Source organism: Colwellia psychrerythraea (genome assembly GCF_000764185.1).
Lineage (GTDB): Bacteria > Pseudomonadota > Gammaproteobacteria > Enterobacterales > Alteromonadaceae > Colwellia > Colwellia psychrerythraea_B.
Window position 1 is genome coordinate 17,171 of the sequence record NZ_JQEC01000040.1, and the last position, 17,394, is coordinate 34,564.

General features: G+C 38.6%; 10 protein-coding genes. 2 read left to right on the forward strand and 8 right to left on the reverse strand.

Annotation, left to right across the window (positions count from 1 at the left end; translation table 11 throughout):
* Positions 1–10: 10 nt before the first annotated feature.
* From elbB to GAB14E_RS09160, 3 genes are read right to left on the reverse strand one after another with little or no spacing between them, the layout of a single operon-like run.
* The gene (elbB, locus tag GAB14E_RS09170) at positions 11–667 is read right to left on the reverse strand and encodes an isoprenoid biosynthesis glyoxalase ElbB (RefSeq protein ID WP_033082857.1); all 657 of its coding nucleotides are present in this window, start codon (positions 665–667) and stop codon (positions 11–13) included.
* Positions 664–1,908: a multidrug effflux MFS transporter gene (locus GAB14E_RS09165; RefSeq protein ID WP_033082858.1), complete on the reverse strand. Its 1,245-nt coding sequence runs from the start codon at positions 1,906–1,908 to the stop codon at positions 664–666. The genes elbB and GAB14E_RS09165 overlap by 4 nt, the downstream gene beginning before the upstream one ends.
* Positions 1,905–3,440 (reverse strand): aminotransferase-like domain-containing protein, encoded by a 1,536-nt coding sequence (locus GAB14E_RS09160; RefSeq protein WP_231562058.1) that lies wholly within the window; start codon positions 3,438–3,440, stop codon positions 1,905–1,907. Before GAB14E_RS09160 ends, GAB14E_RS09165 begins: the two co-directional genes overlap by 4 nt.
* A gap of 139 nt (positions 3,441–3,579) precedes the next feature.
* Between GAB14E_RS09160 and GAB14E_RS09155 the strand changes: the two genes are divergently transcribed.
* Positions 3,580–4,503 (forward strand): DMT family transporter, encoded by a 924-nt coding sequence (locus GAB14E_RS09155; RefSeq protein WP_033082859.1) that lies wholly within the window; start codon positions 3,580–3,582, stop codon positions 4,501–4,503.
* Positions 4,504–4,808: 305 nt separating this feature from the next.
* On the opposite strand, the gene GAB14E_RS09150 is transcribed toward GAB14E_RS09155, so the two are convergent.
* Both GAB14E_RS09150 and GAB14E_RS09145 read right to left on the reverse strand, forming a co-directional pair.
* A complete protein-coding gene (locus tag GAB14E_RS09150) occupies positions 4,809–7,454 on the reverse strand; it encodes a TonB-dependent receptor plug domain-containing protein (RefSeq protein ID WP_033082860.1) in 2,646 nt (881 codons plus the stop codon).
* Positions 7,455–8,661: 1,207 nt separating this feature from the next.
* Positions 8,662–11,259 (reverse strand): zinc-dependent metalloprotease, encoded by a 2,598-nt coding sequence (locus tag GAB14E_RS09145; protein ID WP_033082861.1) that lies wholly within the window; start codon positions 11,257–11,259, stop codon positions 8,662–8,664.
* A 296-nt stretch (positions 11,260–11,555) separates the two neighbouring features.
* Here GAB14E_RS09145 and GAB14E_RS09140 point away from each other — a divergent pair, with 296 nt between their 5' ends.
* Entirely contained in the window at positions 11,556–12,524 is a 969-nt protein-coding gene (locus GAB14E_RS09140; RefSeq protein WP_033082862.1) for a class 1 fructose-bisphosphatase, read from the forward strand.
* 138 nt (positions 12,525–12,662) lie between these two features.
* Here GAB14E_RS09140 and GAB14E_RS09135 read toward each other — a convergent pair whose 3' ends face one another.
* Genes GAB14E_RS09135 through rnr form a run of 3 tightly spaced genes read right to left on the reverse strand, consistent with a single transcriptional unit; the run spans position 12,663 to position 17,280 of the window.
* On the reverse strand, positions 12,663–13,952 hold the full coding sequence (locus GAB14E_RS09135; RefSeq protein ID WP_033082863.1) for a YdgA family protein: 1,290 nt from the start codon (positions 13,950–13,952) through the stop codon (positions 12,663–12,665).
* 43 nt (positions 13,953–13,995) lie between these two features.
* A complete protein-coding gene (gene rlmB, locus GAB14E_RS09130) occupies positions 13,996–14,751 on the reverse strand; it encodes a 23S rRNA (guanosine(2251)-2'-O)-methyltransferase RlmB (protein WP_033082864.1) in 756 nt (251 codons plus the stop codon).
* Positions 14,752–14,799: 48 nt separating this feature from the next.
* Positions 14,800–17,280 (reverse strand): ribonuclease R, encoded by a 2,481-nt coding sequence (gene rnr, locus GAB14E_RS09125; protein ID WP_033082865.1) that lies wholly within the window; start codon positions 17,278–17,280, stop codon positions 14,800–14,802.
* Positions 17,281–17,394 lie beyond the last annotated feature (114 nt).

Here is a 17,394-nt window from a genome sequence, read left to right on the forward strand (position 1 = left end):
AAAACAACACCTACTTGCAAAACGCCAGCACATATTTTACTAGTTTATTAATACCCATGGCCGCTTCACTAATCGAATCTGCCAACATATACGCAGGTGTACTTACAACTTTATGCGCTTCATCAACTACGACATTACCGACGCCACATTCAATATGAGTCAAGCCCTTAGCACTGATCAATTCTGCGGTAGCATTATCTTTGCCAATGGTTCCTTTTACTCCTGCAGGGTAAACAAGGGGCAATAAAGCCGGCGCAATGCACATATAACCGGCTGGTTTTTCAACCTTAACAAAGGCTTTAGCGGCAATAAGTACTTGCTGATTGACGCTATAGTTATCATTATCTAAGGCAAAACTGCTTAAGTTTTTAGCAGCACCAAACCCGCCAACAAAGATGATGGCATCAAAGTCTTGTTCACGTAATTCCATAAGGTCTTCAACATCGCCACGGTTAATGCGTGCCGCTTCAACCAACACATTACGGCTTTCATCTTTGCTCACCTCACCGTTAAGATGATTAATAACATGGTGCTGCTTTATATTAGGCGCGAAACAACTATATGTGGCACCTTGTTGTTCTATAGCCAGTAATGTTAAAACAGCTTCATGAACTTCACTGCCGTCGTAAACACCACAACCACTTAAGATAACTGCTATATTTTTCATTGCTGAACTTTTCCTTTAAGAATATTTTTATTCTTTTCATTGCTAAACCAAACTATTAGCTGACAGCATAACACTACCATCACAGCGAAGAACATTAACAAAGTAAACGGTTTTGCGCTGCCATCATAAAAGTAAGCCAATATTGGTCCTGCTAGCGCGCCAATGCCCCAACGCAATGTACCAATTACTGCAGTAACTGTACCTGAATGGCTAGGGAATTTAGTCAATATGAGTGCATCACTATTTACCGCGATCATCGAAATACTGCCCATCAATGGGAAAATAGCCACCACGGTATAAGTTAACGGCAATTGTAAGATATTCACTAAGGCTAATGCTGTAGCAGCTATTATTGCTACCGTTAAACCACACCGTAACATCATTCTAGAGCCTTTACGTACTACAAAACGTGTATTGGTAAAGTGTGCCATCATCAAGGCAACAATATTCAAAGCGAATAACAAACTAAAAGTGTACTCAGAGACAGCAAACACCTTTAAATACACATAAGGAATAGCGGTAATATAGGCAAAGAAGGCCAGTGATATCATCATTGAAGTAATAATATCCAACCTTGCCTCTACATTACTCAAGACAATTTTATACCGCTGTATAAAGCTCAATGGTAGGTTTACTTTAGTTGACTTATTGTCTTCTTCTGCACTAACAATATTGGCTGCATCAGGTAAGTATTTCATCACTAACAACAAGACAATAAAGCTATATGCCGCTAAGACATAAAAAATGAGCTGCCAACTATGGCTTAACAATAAAACACTACCAATGCTGGGCGCTACCATTGGTGCTAACATCATGATCATACTGACATAAGAAAGCCCTTTAGCGGTATCTTTTCCGTAATATTCACGTACGGCGCCCGGTACCACTACAGTTGCCGCACTACTAATAAAGGCCTGCATAAATCTAACAGTTAGAAATTGTTCAATGTTGTTAACAATTGGCAGTAGCAAACTGCAAATAACAAAACCTCCAATGCCCAGGATAACTAATTTTCGACGAGAGTATTTATCCGCCATAGGGCCAAATAAAATTAAACCCAAGGCATAACCTAGTAGGTAAACACTCAAGCTATTTTGTACCATGCTCATTGGTGTATTTAAGTGCTCAGCTAAGGTCGGCATTGCCGGTAAATACATATCCACAGCGAGTGGCGAGACCGCTAAAATAGCAGCCAGCAATGGTAATAATAATTTTAAAGACACTTTAAGTTCTGTTGTCATAATTTATCCACCAACTTACCTATTTGATTACTTTGGTGATTTATCATTTTTTCATTATTCATTTTATGGCTTTCTAACACAGTTTTTTGCTGGCAGGTGTACTCAAAAACCAATTCACCTAATGTTCTAATCGCCTTTTCAACATCCTCTCCCCACTGCACGCCATAACTGACTCGCATATAGTTCTGATATTTTCCTGAAGGAGAAAATACCGCACCTGGGGCAAAACTTACCCCTTGGGTCAACGCTTGTTGAAAAAATTCAGCGGTATTAACATGAGATTGACAACGCAACCAAAGCACACTGCCTCCTTGAGGTTTTGAGATACACACTTCTTTAGGAAAATGCTCTGCAACTAACGCCCGCATGCGTTCACAGTTATAAGCTAAGGTCTTTCTCAATACACAAAGGTGACGGTCATAATCACCACTGAGTAGGTACTCATTTAAAGTCCATTGTTGCAGCATAGGCGTCGAAGCCGACTGAGCACGTTTAATTCGCTTGGCCTGCTCTTCAAATTTACCTGGCAATAACCAGCCAATACGATAGCCAGGCGCTGCTGTTTTTGAAAAAGATGAACAGGTCATTACCAAACCTTTTTCAGAATACAACTGTGCTGGTTTCGGTTTTTTGTCGGTGAAATATATTTCGCTATAAACTTCATCTTCAATTAAAGGGATATCGTGCAACTCTAACAGCGTTACCATCGCCTGGCGTTGCTCATCAGTTTTCATTGAACCAAGGGGATTGTTAATCGCCGTAGAAAACAAACAAGCGGTAATATTATGTTGTTCAATCGCCTGTGATAATTCCTCTAAACCAACGCCATCTTCTGTACAGGTATATACTTCTAAAGCTTTCATGCCCAATGTTTCTATAAGCTCGATAATGCCAAAAAAACACGGTGATTCAATAGCAATTATGTCACCACGTTTAGCGACACATTGCAGCGCAATAGAGAGCGCTTCTTGGGCACCATTGGTAATAACGATGTCATCTGGGTTTACCTCAACACCTTGGTCTTGATATCTAAATGCCAGTTGCATGCGTAATTTAGCATCGCCGGTTACTGGCCCATAACTTACCGCTTTTTCTGATACTTTGCTTAATACCGAGCGCATTAATCTAGCAAGCGCTTTATCTGGCGGATGGGCTTGAATAGGGTTAGAAATACCTAAGGCAACCGTATCAGGTAAATGTACCGCCGCATGAACTTGCTCAATCATGCTGCGCCCTTGTACTTCAGCTGGTTTACATTGTGCCCATTTTGCTGGCCTGGGTTTTAAAGTCCGCGCTTGGGCAGCTTGTAAGTAATAACCCGATTGAGGTCTGGCACTTACCCGCCCTTGTCGCTCTAATTCGATATAAGCTTGCTTTACAGTTGGCACACTAATTTCAAACTGGCGGCTCAGTTTTCGTAAACTGGGCAATTTATCACCGGGCTGTAAAGCACCAATTTCTTGTTGATGCTCTATAAAATCAATTACTTGCTGATACAAATATGCCGAAGAACTTTTATCTAATAATTTCATCTTTTTCTCATCGCACGCGTTTAGATCACACACCAAACTGTATAGGTTACATTTTCATATTTCTGTACATGTTATTAAATCAAACTATCATTACAATGTCATCTTTCCTGAGACATTTCTTTATAGGGTGGTAGATTTAATGAGCAACAGTTTTTTATATGTCGTAACGGTACTTATTTGGGGTTCAACTTGGATTGCCATTAATTATCAATTAGGTGATGTAGCCCCAGAAGTATCGATTGTCTACCGCTTTGGTCTAGCCGCGTTAATTATGTTTGTTTATTGTCGCTTTAAGCAATTACCGCTGTGCTTTTCAGCCAAGCAACATGTGCAACTGTTCGCTTTTGGTTTGACTCTATTTGGCTGTAACTATTACTTACTATATAACGCGCAAGCGCATATTAACTCGGCCTTAACTAGTATTGCTTTTTCCACCTTGATGATAGTCAATATAGTTAATGCTCGCCTTTGGTTTAAAACCCGTATATCGAGTCAAATTTATATTGGTGGTGCACTGGGGTTAGTTGGTATTGTCACTTTATTCTGGCCACAAATAAGCAATGTAGAATATGCAGATAGCACCTTATTGGGCCTAGGTTTTTGCATGGTTGGTGTGCTGTTCGCTTCGACCGGCAATATGATTTCCATTAAAAATCAGCATAATAATATGCCAGTATTACCTGCCACTGCTTGGGGCATGTTATACGGCTCGTTGTTTATGCTGGTGCTGGCACTCGTTCAAGGGCAAACCTTTAATTTTGCCTTCACCTTGCCTTATATTAGCTCGTTATTGTATTTATCAATATTTGGCTCAGTGATCGCTTTTGGTTGTTATTTAACATTATTGGCACGTATCGGCGCCCATAAAGCTTCATATGCAACCATCATGTTTCCCGCGGTAGCTGTGGTGATTTCAAGTTTTGTTGAAGGGTTTACCTGGGATATATACACCTTTACCGGTTTAGCATTAATGTTAGCGGGTAATTTAGTGGTGTTGGCTAAGCCAAAAAGAAACAAAAAGGTAGAGCAAGCAACACCTTTAACAGAAGCACTGGAAAGTTGAGTTTGAGTAACTAGGGTCTGTTGACCTTTCAGGATTAAAGTTTATTCAATTTAAAGAGGGCTTATTCGCGGCGCGAGGTTTGTGTCATAGTTATTCTATTAAAAAAGCGAGCAACAAGGAGTAAGATCGCTTTAAATGAACCCCAAAGGGCAGCAGACCCTAGGGGGAGTATAAATATTTAATGAGCATCAAAAATGATGCTCATTAAATATTGCAGCCGCTAATTTTAATTAGTCTAAATAATCAGTAGTAGAAAATAACTACTTAACAGTTTAGACCGCGGCGGCCTTTAAACACATTAACGCTTAAAAGTTATAAGTTGCTTTTACGTAGTAGAAACCGCCGCTGTAATCAAATGGCCCACTTTCGTAATAGACACCGCTTACAACGCCATAAGCACCTTGACCATCACCAGGAACAACATCTTTTTGTAACTCTTGTGCTTTTGTATCAAGAATGTTGTTAGCACCTACAGATAATATCCAGCTCTCATTAACATAATAGCTAACTTCTGCATCTAAGGTAAACGATGCGCCAGCCGTTTCTGACCAACCATAAGAGCTATTAACATCTGGCTCATCTGCATGGGTTGCAAACCATTCACCAAAGTAGTTAGCACGAACAAACATGCTTACACTTTCCCAGGTCTGTGCCATTGTTAATGTACCACGATGTTCAGGAATACCTTCCTCTAAACGACGAATTTTAAAGTCAGAAGTAAATAAACCAGCATCCTCAACCTCAGTTGAATTGTAGTTATACGCAAGACTAAACTTAGTATCACCCTGCATTAAGTCCATACCGTAGTTCATCACTACATCAACACCTGTTGTTTGGGTATCGAAATCGTTAGCAAAGAAAGTAACTGAGCCGCCTAATAATAACTCTGGGCTTGGGTACTGACCTTGTAGCGCATCAACATCTGCTTGAGTGATAAATATCTTATCAGTTTGAGCTACACGGTCGGTTACTTCAATACTATAAGCATCAACCGTCATAAAGAAGTCACCGCTTTGGTATACTGCACCCATTGCAAAGCTTTGTGATTCTTCTGGCTCAAGCTCAACACCACCCAACTGTGCAGAGACAACGTGGGTAGGCGGATAGGTTGCCGATTGAATTAATTCGCCATTAACAAGTGATGTTTGCGTATTAACGACATTTGCTTGACCAACAGTTGGCGCGCGGAAGCCCGTTGAATGAGATCCGCGTAGGGCAAGTTCATCAGTTATTTGATATTGTGCGGTTAATTTATAGTTCGTGGTATTACCAAAAGAAGAAAAATCTTCGTAGCGAACTGCGGCACCCAATAAGAAGTCTTCAGTAAGGTATGCTTCCACATCAACGTAGACGGCAATACTTTGACGAGAATTGATACCTTGAGATTCAGGTGAGAAACCAGCAAAACCATGAGAACCAACACTAAAACCTTGATCAGCTAGAGGACCCTGTTCCCATGACGCTTGTTCACCCGAGATTATTTCAAAGCTCTCTTGACGCCATTCAAAACCCGTTGCAAAGTTCATCATATCGTCTAAGCCAACATCTATACCTTTGACTAGATCAGCATTAAAAGATTTTTCTAACTGAATATAAGAACCCGCTTCAAATGCATTATTAGGTTGGCTAGCGTTTAATGCCCCCAAAGATGGGTTTACGGTATTGACTAGGGTATAAGTTGACTTGTTTCTACCTACTGAGCCACTGATGTCATAATAAGCGTCCTCTAAGAACCCCTCTTGAATGTCACCTCTAGTACCCATAGTTAAAGAAACATCATTAATAACACCAGTAAATTGTGGTGTATAACCACCAGGCATAAGTTCATTAAATGTCCAACAATCATCATTATTCTGAATTCCAGAAATATAAGCAGGATCATTTAGAACATTGGCTTGTGATGCATCAATAATAGGGCAATTACCAGACATATTACCCGTTGAATCACCGACTAACAATGGATTATCAATGCCATCATAAGCCAGAGGGTCCATGGCTAAAATAGCAGGGTTTACACCAGTAAATACACCACCACGATTTTGTGGATTACGATAGTAATAACCACCTGTCGCAGTACGATCAGAATAGTTACCAAACATATAAAATTCGTTATCATTACCTAAATCAAGACCGACATTACCAAATAGTGTAATATCATCTTCAATATCGGGATTACCCCAAACCATTGCTGGGCTGGCTACAGCTGTGTTACCTGCATCTATTAATCCCTGAGCATCTGGACGTTGCACACTTCGGCTAGTGGCTTCAGCAGTTTTATACTGAAAGCTTAAGTTAGCAAAACCATCATCCGTAAACGGCATACCAATATTACCATCGACGACCAATAAGCCACCGTCACCTTCATAATATTCGCCTGCTTTTACCGACATGGAGCCACCGTCAGCACTATCTTTTAAGACAAAGTTCAAAACACCAGCAATGGCATCTGAGCCATATTGTGCAGCAGCACCATCACGAAGTACTTCTACTTGTTTTATCGCAACACTAGGAATTACTGAAATATCAGGACCTTGGGCACCATCATTTACGCCACCACCTTGAAAGGCAATAACAGAAGCCCTATGACGTCGTTTGCCATTTAGTAAAACTAACGTACTGTCTGATGATAAACCACGTAAGTTAACCGGACGAATAAAAGAGGCAGCATCTGATATTGGCTGCTGGCGAACATTTAATGAAGGAATTGCTCCTTGCAGCATATCAAGCATATCACTTGAAGCATTTTTACCGAGTTCATCGCCACCAACAATATCAATTGGTACTGGTGAATCAGCAACAGATCTAGGAGCAGATCTTGTACCAACAACAGCGATTCGTTCTACATCTTTTTCTACTTTGCTAGTACTATCTTCTGCAGCATTTGCAGATACAGTACCTAACGCCATGCTAATTGCTAGCGCTAGAGTACCCGTACGGAATTTATTAGACATATTATTTCTTCCCTATATTGGACTATTGTTATAATTATTCACTTTTTCATTATTTTTATTATTTTTATTATTTTATTTGATTGTTTATTACTATGTTTACAAAACAAACCAGACAATTATTTATAAAACAGCGGTACATTGATTTCAATAGGAAAAAAAAATAATTCCCTACAGTATTTTTAATAATACTTAAATAGCCCGTACATATTGATACATTTTCAACCGGTGCCAATGCCGAGAGAGTGAGAATACACCTAGCTTTAATGTAATTTTATATACAAGAAAACTTCGATCTTTTTCGTGTAAATATTTTCAAATATAAAAACCAAATAAAACTATTTTTTGAAATAAAACCTGATGCAGATCAAATTACCGGCAAACAAACGATTAAATTAACACCTAATTAACACAACGATAACATGATATACAATATAATCTACATTTATCGTATAATTGAAAAGGTATATTCATACCTGGTAGAACATATAAAACACTACAGGAACGTATAAAAATAGATTTAATTTGAATATATATTCACAGAAAGACTTATTCTATAAAAGTTTGTCTAGATCTAGATACCACTTGTCATTAATAGGCAGGCCAATACTTAGGAGAAAAATGCTAGGGGACGCAGAAATATCTCCATAAATAGCATGCTATTTATTTAACCTGAATTCTGGACAATGAGCGCTTGATGTTTAAGTAAAAACAACAACTTATGGCTATTTAAAATAAAATTTACCGGATTAAATAGCAATATACGCTATCAATGTTTCAATTTATTCGATTATCAAGGCAAAAGGTTTATAAATAACCGGTTATTTATCGACGTTTTAACGCTGATAATTAGATGAAGGGGAATATTGAGCAAATGCTGCTTATCCAGAGTTCAGGTTATTTAAGCAAAAGAGTCGCTTATTTATAGAAAATAGCCAACAGGAATGTTCACCTATATTTTGATTATTTATACAGCGGAAAGACTACGAGTTATAAAGCTTAAACGTATTAATTACACACTAACCTGCATTTTCGTTTAGACAAAATCCCCCCTTCATTGGTATGAATTAGAGGCTGTTGATCTTTCAGGGTTAAATTTTGTTCGAGAGTGTTCAACAGCCCCTAATCAATACATACAAATAAATAAAAATCGTCACGACGATTTAACTCCGTGACGATTTTAAACTATTTAACAGCAACTATTAGTAATTTAGCTACCAATAGGAGAGCCTGGAGGCATTGTTATTTTACTAGCCGGTACCGCGAGTTTATTTTGCTTTAAGCTAAATTTAATCTGCTGTTCGAGTAAAATAAACTGCGTAGATAATGCAGCATAACGTCGACTATCATTGTTATCATCAAGCCACTCAATTAACCCCCCTAAGCTAACATAAATTTCACTGCGCACTTCAGTAACTAAATCCTTTTTATGCCATAGGGTCAGCAGTTGCTCAACCACTTGTTGATTCACCCTTTGCTGCACTAACAAAGCCAAACCGGTTTCTGGGCTCTTTTTAATCGTATTCTTAACTAATTGGGTAATGACTTGCTGTACTGAAAAAATGGCATTAACTTGTTGGCCACGAGCATTACTTTGCTGGTATCGCGCCGCTTGTTGTTGCAAACGCGCTAAACGTTCATTATTTAATAATAACGCTATGGTATGTTTGGCACTTGCCTGCGCGGCACTAATCGCATCAAAGGTAATGCCGGTTTGTGAAGCAAAACTTTCTCTGGTACGTGTATAACCATAAGCTTTAGGAGGGATAAGGCTGATAATATCTTCAGATAAAGTTAAGAAGTCACTATCTAAGGTTGATAAAAGCGCTGTTAAGGCCTGCTGTTGCATAGCCGCTGAAACAGCTTGCACACGCTGCTGGTCTGCTTCTATCTCACGGGCAGCATCGATTACATCTGCAGAGCTTATTTCTTCTGAGCTTTCCATATCCCCCGTCGTATTGCTCGTTGTTTCGCTATGGGTACTCTTCACTTCATAAGCGTAATCAACACCAGCAATTAGTTTCGCCGTTGCTTCAACTTGATAGCGGTGAAAGTTATAGATAGGTACCAACGCCTGTTCCAACTCTGAAAGTGGTGTATTAGGCGCAATTGAATTCAAACCAAAGTTTTCTAATGCTTTAGCGCGCACTTTCATTACTCGGCTTAACTCTTGCGCGGCATTGCTACCGTTATCCCATAAATGTCCGGTATTATGTGCACCAGAGGCAGGACGGGCATCGGGATCTGAAACATATAACAGACCTTGTGCTTGTGTTTTTTTAACAAGTTTTGTCAGTTGCTGCGCTTCATCACTATTTTCTATTTTTGCATAATCTCCATAACCATAAGCAATAACATATTTATCCCATAGGCCAATATTTTCTTTATAAGCTTGAGATAAATCTATTTCCCCCTGCTCATCTAAGGTAATAAAAGGATGTGGATAATCCATTACCGAAGCACGGTCATTAACACTAGCAGCAAAGTTGTGAGCAATCCCTAAAGTATGACCTACCTCATGAGCTGATAACTGACGAATACGTGCTAATGCCATTGCTTGCATCTTGCTAGTGTCTGTAGTTTTACCCGTTTCATTATTAGAGAACGGAGACGTTAAACCAAGCGCAATTAAGTAATCTTGTCTAACCCGTAATGAGCCTAAAGTAACATGACCTTTGATGATCTCTCCTGTACGAGGGTCAATAACAGAGCTGCCATAAGACCAACCTCTTGTAGCCCTATGTACCCATTGAATAACGTTATAACGTACATCCATTGGATCTACATCTTCTGGTAATATTTTTACTTGAAAAGCATCTTGATAACCAATATCACTAAAAGCTTGCTGCCACCACATGGCGCCTTCAATTAATGCACTGCGAATTGGGTCAGGTACACCCGCATCAAGGTAATAAACAATAGGTTCAACTGCTGCACTGCTCAATGCCGAAGGATCTTTCTTTGTTAAACGATGACGAGGTATTAAACGTTTGATCAACGGCTCATCAATAGCACTAGCGTAATCTGCGTAATCTATCGACCAGTAACCACTGTAAGGATGAAACTGACGAGTTTGATAATTATCATCGGGCAGTTTTATTAATGAATGATGTAAATTTACAGTTACCGCACTAGCATCTGGCGTTACTGCTTTTAAGTACTTACCCGCATCAGTACCTTTAAAAGTTACCGTAGCTTCTAACTCAGTATTATCAGGAAAAGCTTTTGTGCGCTTGCTATACAAACCACTGCGACTTTCATCTATTTTAAAGTTGCCTTGCTTAGCTTTTTTTAAGGTTTGAGTAATATTATGAATGTCTGACAGTAAAAAAGGGGTGTAATCGATTAAAACTTTATTAGTGCTTTTACTTTTCTTATTGCTTTTATTACTAGCAACCACCTTAAAGCCCCAAATAATGGAGCTGGCAAAAGCTTCATCAACCGCCTGTTGCTCTAATGAGTTGTTAGAGTTTGCTCGGTAATAAGGATTCAACTGCCTTAAAAACACTTTATTGCCAACTCGTTCGAATTGCACTAAACGGGTATCACCAAGCTGACCTCGGTCTAAACCAATATCATTAGAGCCTATACCGTGGGGTAAACTTGACTGAAATAAAAACTGTTGCTCAAATTGCTCTATCTGCAAATAAACCTTGCCTTCATCTTCATCATGATAAAAAGAAAAATAGCCCTGTTGTAAGGTTTTATCTTTTATAAAATTAGTAAAATTTGTTTTATTAACATCAGCAGCACTAGCGGTAAAAGCCAAGCAAATAGATAAAAACATCAAGCTACGAACAAAATTCATATTTTTTCCTTTTAAATAGGGAGCATTACAGAGTATGCAATATAGTCATTACCAATTACTTACTTTATTTGGTAACCACTATAAATGATAACCTCACTAGATTTATCAATAAACAGCAACTAAATATCAAGGAAAGGCTACTAAGATCAGCTATAAGCTTGCTATAATTATCGTCAATATCATTTTGAATAGTTTCATGAAAACTTTCAGCTGTAATGATAAAATTTCTGACTGCCATTATCATTGGCAAATTTTATAAAGTATACAATTAACTTTAAAGTAATTTAGGTAACCTAATGCAACGACTAGCCCCAGCTTTACGTCAAGACAATGTACCTCTTGATTTAATTTCATTAATAAAAACTATTTTAGCTGCCACCAAAGAAATCTCATTCCGTGTTAGCCAAGGTCACTTAGGTGATGTCATGGGCTCAACCCTGGATGAAAATATTCAAGGCGAAGTTCAGAAACAATTAGATGTCGTTGCCAATGAATTATTCAAAGATATTTTACTTGAGTCTGGTTTTGTTAAAGCGATTTCATCAGAAGAAGAAGATCATTCTGTTGCGGGTGATGAAAATGGCAAATACATTGTTTCTTTTGATCCCCTTGATGGTAGCTCGAACATCGACATCAACTCATTAATTGGTACTATTTTCTCAATTCATGAAGCGCCAACAGATATTAAAGCTGGCGATGATGATATGTTCAAACAAGCAGGTAACACGCAAGTTTGTGCCGGTTATGTACTTTACGGCCCATCAACCATGTTAGTAATGACTACAGGCAGTGGCACCCATTTTTATGTATTAGACAGAACCCATGGTGGTTTCTTATTAGTAGAGCGTAATGTTCAAGTACCTACTGATACACAAGAGTTTGCTATAAACATGTCAAACCAACGTTTTTGGCAAAAACCAATGCAAAGCTACATCGATGATCTACTTGCTGGTGATACTGGTCCTCGTGGTAAAAACTTCAATATGCGCTGGATTGCAGCCATGGTAGGTGATATTCATCGTGTGTTATGTCGCGGTGGCATTTTCACTTACCCTGCTGATAGCAGAAAACCAGAGCAACCATACAAACTACGTTTAATGTATGAAGCGAACCCAATGGCATTTTTACTTGAACAAGCTGGCGGTTTAGCCATGACTAGCCAAGGCCGTATTATGGATATTGAACCTGATAGCATTCACCAACGTGTTGAAGTTATTATGGGTTCTAAAAATGAAGTAGAAAAATGTTTAAGCTACTACAAGTAAACCAAAGTAAGTAACCTGAAATCTGCTGCTAAAATTACATTAAAAAAGGCTTATTGTTTAAAACAATAAGCCTTTTTTGTCTCTCTAATTTACTCTTATACTGGCTCAGTGATTAACCCTAAGCTCAAAGGCTAAAGCCTATAACTGAAATGCTTTACCATTAATTGTTAATTGGCTTTGTACATATTTCGCTTCAAAGCTAACTTCATCATCTTGCTTGGTTAAGTAACCTTGCGTGACAAAATTATCAACCATTGGAGCCACGCCTAATTTAGCCAGAAAAGCCATTGGAGCCTTCCCTTTTGCATCGGCTTCTAATGCCATAATCATGGCCATAGAATTTATATTATTTACATCAAATAAATCTTTATTGATGTTTAAGTTAAATTCACTGGCAATTTTCCCTTGTTCAGTAACCACACTTAAATCAGTCACTTTCAAAGTAGGATCTTTCGCTAAAACTTTTTCAGCTACTGCTGATAAAGCAGCCAATAATTCCGCCGAGTCATCTTGTCCTGCCACTCCTGTTGATAAGCTTGCCATCGTATCATTTAGTTCTTGTAAAGCATTAACATCAACATTGGCTATTACCACTTCTAAATTAGGCTGTTCAAAACTCTGGCCTGATGCACTAATTTCTTTTGCATGATATTTTATTGCTAGTGCTAATAAATCATTATCTAATGAAACTACACTGCTTAGCCCAGCATCCGTTAATGAGAAAATATGATTTTTCTGCTCATACATATCTATTTTTTCAACATTGAATGTCGCATCACCAGTTAAAATTGCAGTACCTTGTAAATAATCACCACTGACAACTTTTTGCACTGTTGACATAGCCACATTACCGATAACAAAGCGTTGATTTTTATCTTTAAGTTCCAATCCACCCCAAGAGAAATCACCACTAATGTGTTCATTATTTATTAGGGTGAATTGTGCAGTAGCAGGAGCAGAGACTATGGCACCTTCGCCATCTTCATAACTCATTTCTTCAGCATTAATAAAAGTGGTTACATCTTTATTAAAACTAAGTAAAACGCCTAGATGAAGCTTTTCATTAATAAGCTTAATGATTTTTTCATCAACATCTGCAGCTGAAAAGTTAAATGTCATCGCTGAATAACCTAAACCTAGATGCCAAGCTTGTTCAGTAATGATTATTGGGCCAAAAGAAAGGTTTTCTTTTAACTGCAAGGTTATATCAGCTAAACCATCGTCTTCAAGGTCGACAGTCAACTCTGAACTTACTGTTGCACCAAACCAACCATTATTATATGTACTAGTGGTTAAGCTAATTCCGTCAGTTTCATTCAATTCTGCAAGCACTTTTTCTCGTTCGCTCTCAACGACAGAGCCAATAAATTTTGGCGCAATAAGTAAAACTGCGAAGATCAAAGTCAAAGCAATAGATATTTTTTTCATGGGTAAACTTTCCTTTTTAGTATAGATTCTAATGAGTCCATCATCAGATTGAACGTTGACGTACCATTTCAAACAAGCAAATGCCTGTAGCCACTGATACATTTAAACTAGAAACTGTGCCTGCCATAGGTAACTTAACGAGTTGGTCACAATTTTCTCGGGTTAACCGGCGCATACCTTTACCTTCAGCGCCCATTACAAGTGCTAGAGATCCAGATAGCTTAACATCATATAAACAAGTGTCAGTTTCGCCTGCTGTACCTATAATCCAAACACCTTGTTTTTGAAGTTGTTTCATTGTTCTTGATAAATTAGTTACTTGTACCAAAGGTACACTTTCAACTGCGCCAACGGCAACTTTACGTACAGTTGGCGTAATTTGAGCAGCATTGTCTTTTGGTACTATGATAGCTTGTACGCCGGCAGCATCGGCATTACGTAAACAAGCACCTAAGTTATGTGGGTCAGTGACACCATCTAAAATGAGAAAGAATGGTGGCACACCTTTTTTCTCAGCAGCGAGTAAAATGTCATCTAAATCATTTTCGGTATAGGCTTTACCAGGTCTAACACGGGCAATTACGCCTTGGTGCTGCTCACCTTCGCTTTTTTCATCAAGCACTTTACGACTGACCAATTGAGTACCGATACCGTATTTACGAGTTAAATTAATGATTGACATCATGCGCTCATCTTCACGACCTTTTAATAGCCATATTTCAATAAAACGCTCCGGTGCTACGTTAATTAAGGCATTAACTGCGTGAATACCAAAAACTAACTCTTCATTTTTTGCCATGTTCTTTCTCTGTCTTTAAGTTAACAACCTAAGTGATAAGGGTTTATTTTACTCTTTTGTCGATTTACTGTTAGTATTCTTTCGAGCATTTTTACCTGGACGTTTTTTACGAGCACTACGCTTTTTCACTTTACTTTTTTCTTTCGCTTTTACTTTAGGAGAATCTTTAGATGCGCCTTTAGAGCCACTTTTAGACTTGCTTTTTTTAGCTGTCACTTTATTGCCAGTAGATTGATTTTCCTCAGCGATTTTCCCTGAACGTCTACCACCTTTGCTCTTAGACTTACCCTTAGTTTTGCTCTTCGATTGACCTTGAAAGTCACTGTCATTATCAACACCTTCAAGACGTAGATCTATTTTCTTTTCATCAAGATTAACCGCGGCAACTTGTACACGAATCTCATCACCAACTCGGAACTTATTACCGCTATGCTCGCCAGTTAGACACATACGAACATCATCAAAGTGGTAGAAATCACGACCAAGGGAGGTGATATGAACCAAACCTTCAATATGTAAATCTTTTAAACGAACAAACATACCAAAGTTAGTCACTGTAGAAATTACGCCAGTGAAGTTATCACCAACATGATCTTGCATAAACTCACATTTAAGCCAATCAGCAACATCACGGGTTGCTTCATCAGCGCGTCTTTCTGTCATCGAGCAATGTTCACCTAACTCAATCACTTCCTCTAATGTGTAATCATAACTGCCTTCATTAGCTTCACTTTTTGAAGCTTTTTCTAAGATGGCCTTAATCACCCTGTGTACCACTAAATCAGGGTAACGACGAATAGGCGAAGTAAAATGGCTATATGAAGGTAACGCTAAACCAAAATGACCTTCATTGTCACTTTGATAAACCGCTTGGCGCATTGAGCGCAATAACATAGTCTGAATCAGCTCTTGATCAGGGCGTCCAGCAACTTTAGCTAAAATATCACCATAATCTCTAGGCTCTGGCGCTTCTTTGGACGGTAACGATAAACCAAGCTCATTTAAATAAGTAACGAAGTTTCGGTACTTATCTTCACTTGGTTTGTCATGTACGCGGAATAAGCCGGGTTTTTCATGCTTTTCGATAAATTTAGCCGTGGCGACGTTCGCCAAAATCATACACTCTTCAATAATTTTATGTGCATCATTGCGAATTAATGGCACAACACTGGCAATTTTTTTATCTTCATTAAAAAGAAATATCGACTCTTGTGTTTCAAAAGCGATAGCACCACGTTTAAGACGAGCATCAGTTAACGCCAGATACATTTGCTCAAGATTTTGTAAATCAGGAACCAGTGGTGCATATTCTTGGCAAAGCGCTTCATCACCATCAAGAATGGCTGCCACTTTAGTGTAAGTAAAACGGGCATGAGAATTCATTACTGCCGGATAAAACTTGCTGCCAGATAGTTTACCACTAGCACTAACCGTCATTTCACAAACCATACATAAACGGTCAACATCAGGGTTTAGTGAACATAAACCATTAGATAGTTTCTCTGGCAACATAGGAATAACTTGGCTAGGGAAATACACCGAATTACCACGTGAAATAGCTTCATCATCTAAGGCGGTGCCATGCTGCACATAATAACTAACATCTGCGATAGCAACCCACAAGCGCCAACCACCTGATTTTTTCGGTTGACAATAGACCGCATCATCAAAATCTCGTGCATCTTCACCATCTATAGTTACTAGCGGTAAATCACGTAAATCTGTGCGTGGTAACTTAGCCGACTCTTCAACCTCATCAGCAATATTAGCGGTTTCAGCTTGCACCATATGCGAAAATTGGTGCGGTAAATCATGGGCGCGTAAAGCTATCTCTATTTCCATACCTGGGGCAAGATGATCACCCAATACTTCAATAACATTACCAATAGCATGGGAGCGTTTAGTTGGCCTTTGCACTAATTCAACCACCACCATTTGCCCGTGCCTTGCACCCATTCTATGTTCTGGGTCGATAAGGACTTCTTGTTTTATTTTGCTGTCTTCAGCAACTACAGAACAAATATGATGGTCAACATGTAATCGTCCAACTATTGGCGCTTTTCGCGGCTCAATAACTTCAATAATTTTGACTTCTTTACGGCCTTTACGATCAGTTCGGTCAACTAAAATTGCTTGCACAATATCACCATGAAAAACACGTTGCATTTCATGAGAAGAGATATAAAAGTCTTTACCTTTTTTATCGGTAATGGATGAGTCATCAGGGGAAAAGAAACCAAAACCGTCGCGGTGGCCAATAACTTTACCGATCACTAGGCTATTTTTTTCCGGCACAGCATATTGCTTAAATTTATTAAAAATTAACTGACCACTATTTTCCATAGCGCGTAAACGACGTTTCACACCAATAAGTTGGTATTCTTCATCGTACTTTAACGTTTTAATTAAGCTATTAAAGGTTGGCGGCGGCGAGCATTTTTCAATGATTGATAACAATAGTTCGCGTGAGGCGACTGGCTTTTCATATTTTTTAGCTTCGCGTTTAGCGTGTGGATCGTTATAGGTCACTATAAGAGGTCAGTATTTAAGGATAATGCTGCCAGTATATCATAAACTTTAAATTACTCGCTTACTCAGCAATGCTTAATTTACAAGATAATAACTACACAAACTAAGTGCTCA

Coding starts and splice junctions, on each gene's coding strand:
- elbB (WP_033082857.1), bottom strand. CDS start 667: ATGAAAAATATAGCAGTTATCTTAAGTGGTTGTGGTGTTTACGACGGC.
- GAB14E_RS09165 (WP_033082858.1), bottom strand. CDS start 1,908: ATGACAACAGAACTTAAAGTGTCTTTAAAATTATTATTACCATTGCTG.
- GAB14E_RS09160 (WP_231562058.1), bottom strand. CDS start 3,440: ATGAAATTATTAGATAAAAGTTCTTCGGCATATTTGTATCAGCAAGTA.
- GAB14E_RS09155 (WP_033082859.1), top strand. CDS start 3,580: ATGAGCAACAGTTTTTTATATGTCGTAACGGTACTTATTTGGGGTTCA.
- GAB14E_RS09150 (WP_033082860.1), bottom strand. CDS start 7,454: ATGTCTAATAAATTCCGTACGGGTACTCTAGCGCTAGCAATTAGCATG.
- GAB14E_RS09145 (WP_033082861.1), bottom strand. CDS start 11,259: ATGAATTTTGTTCGTAGCTTGATGTTTTTATCTATTTGCTTGGCTTTT.
- GAB14E_RS09140 (WP_033082862.1), top strand. CDS start 11,556: ATGCAACGACTAGCCCCAGCTTTACGTCAAGACAATGTACCTCTTGAT.
- GAB14E_RS09135 (WP_033082863.1), bottom strand. CDS start 13,952: ATGAAAAAAATATCTATTGCTTTGACTTTGATCTTCGCAGTTTTACTT.
- rlmB (WP_033082864.1), bottom strand. CDS start 14,751: ATGGCAAAAAATGAAGAGTTAGTTTTTGGTATTCACGCAGTTAATGCC.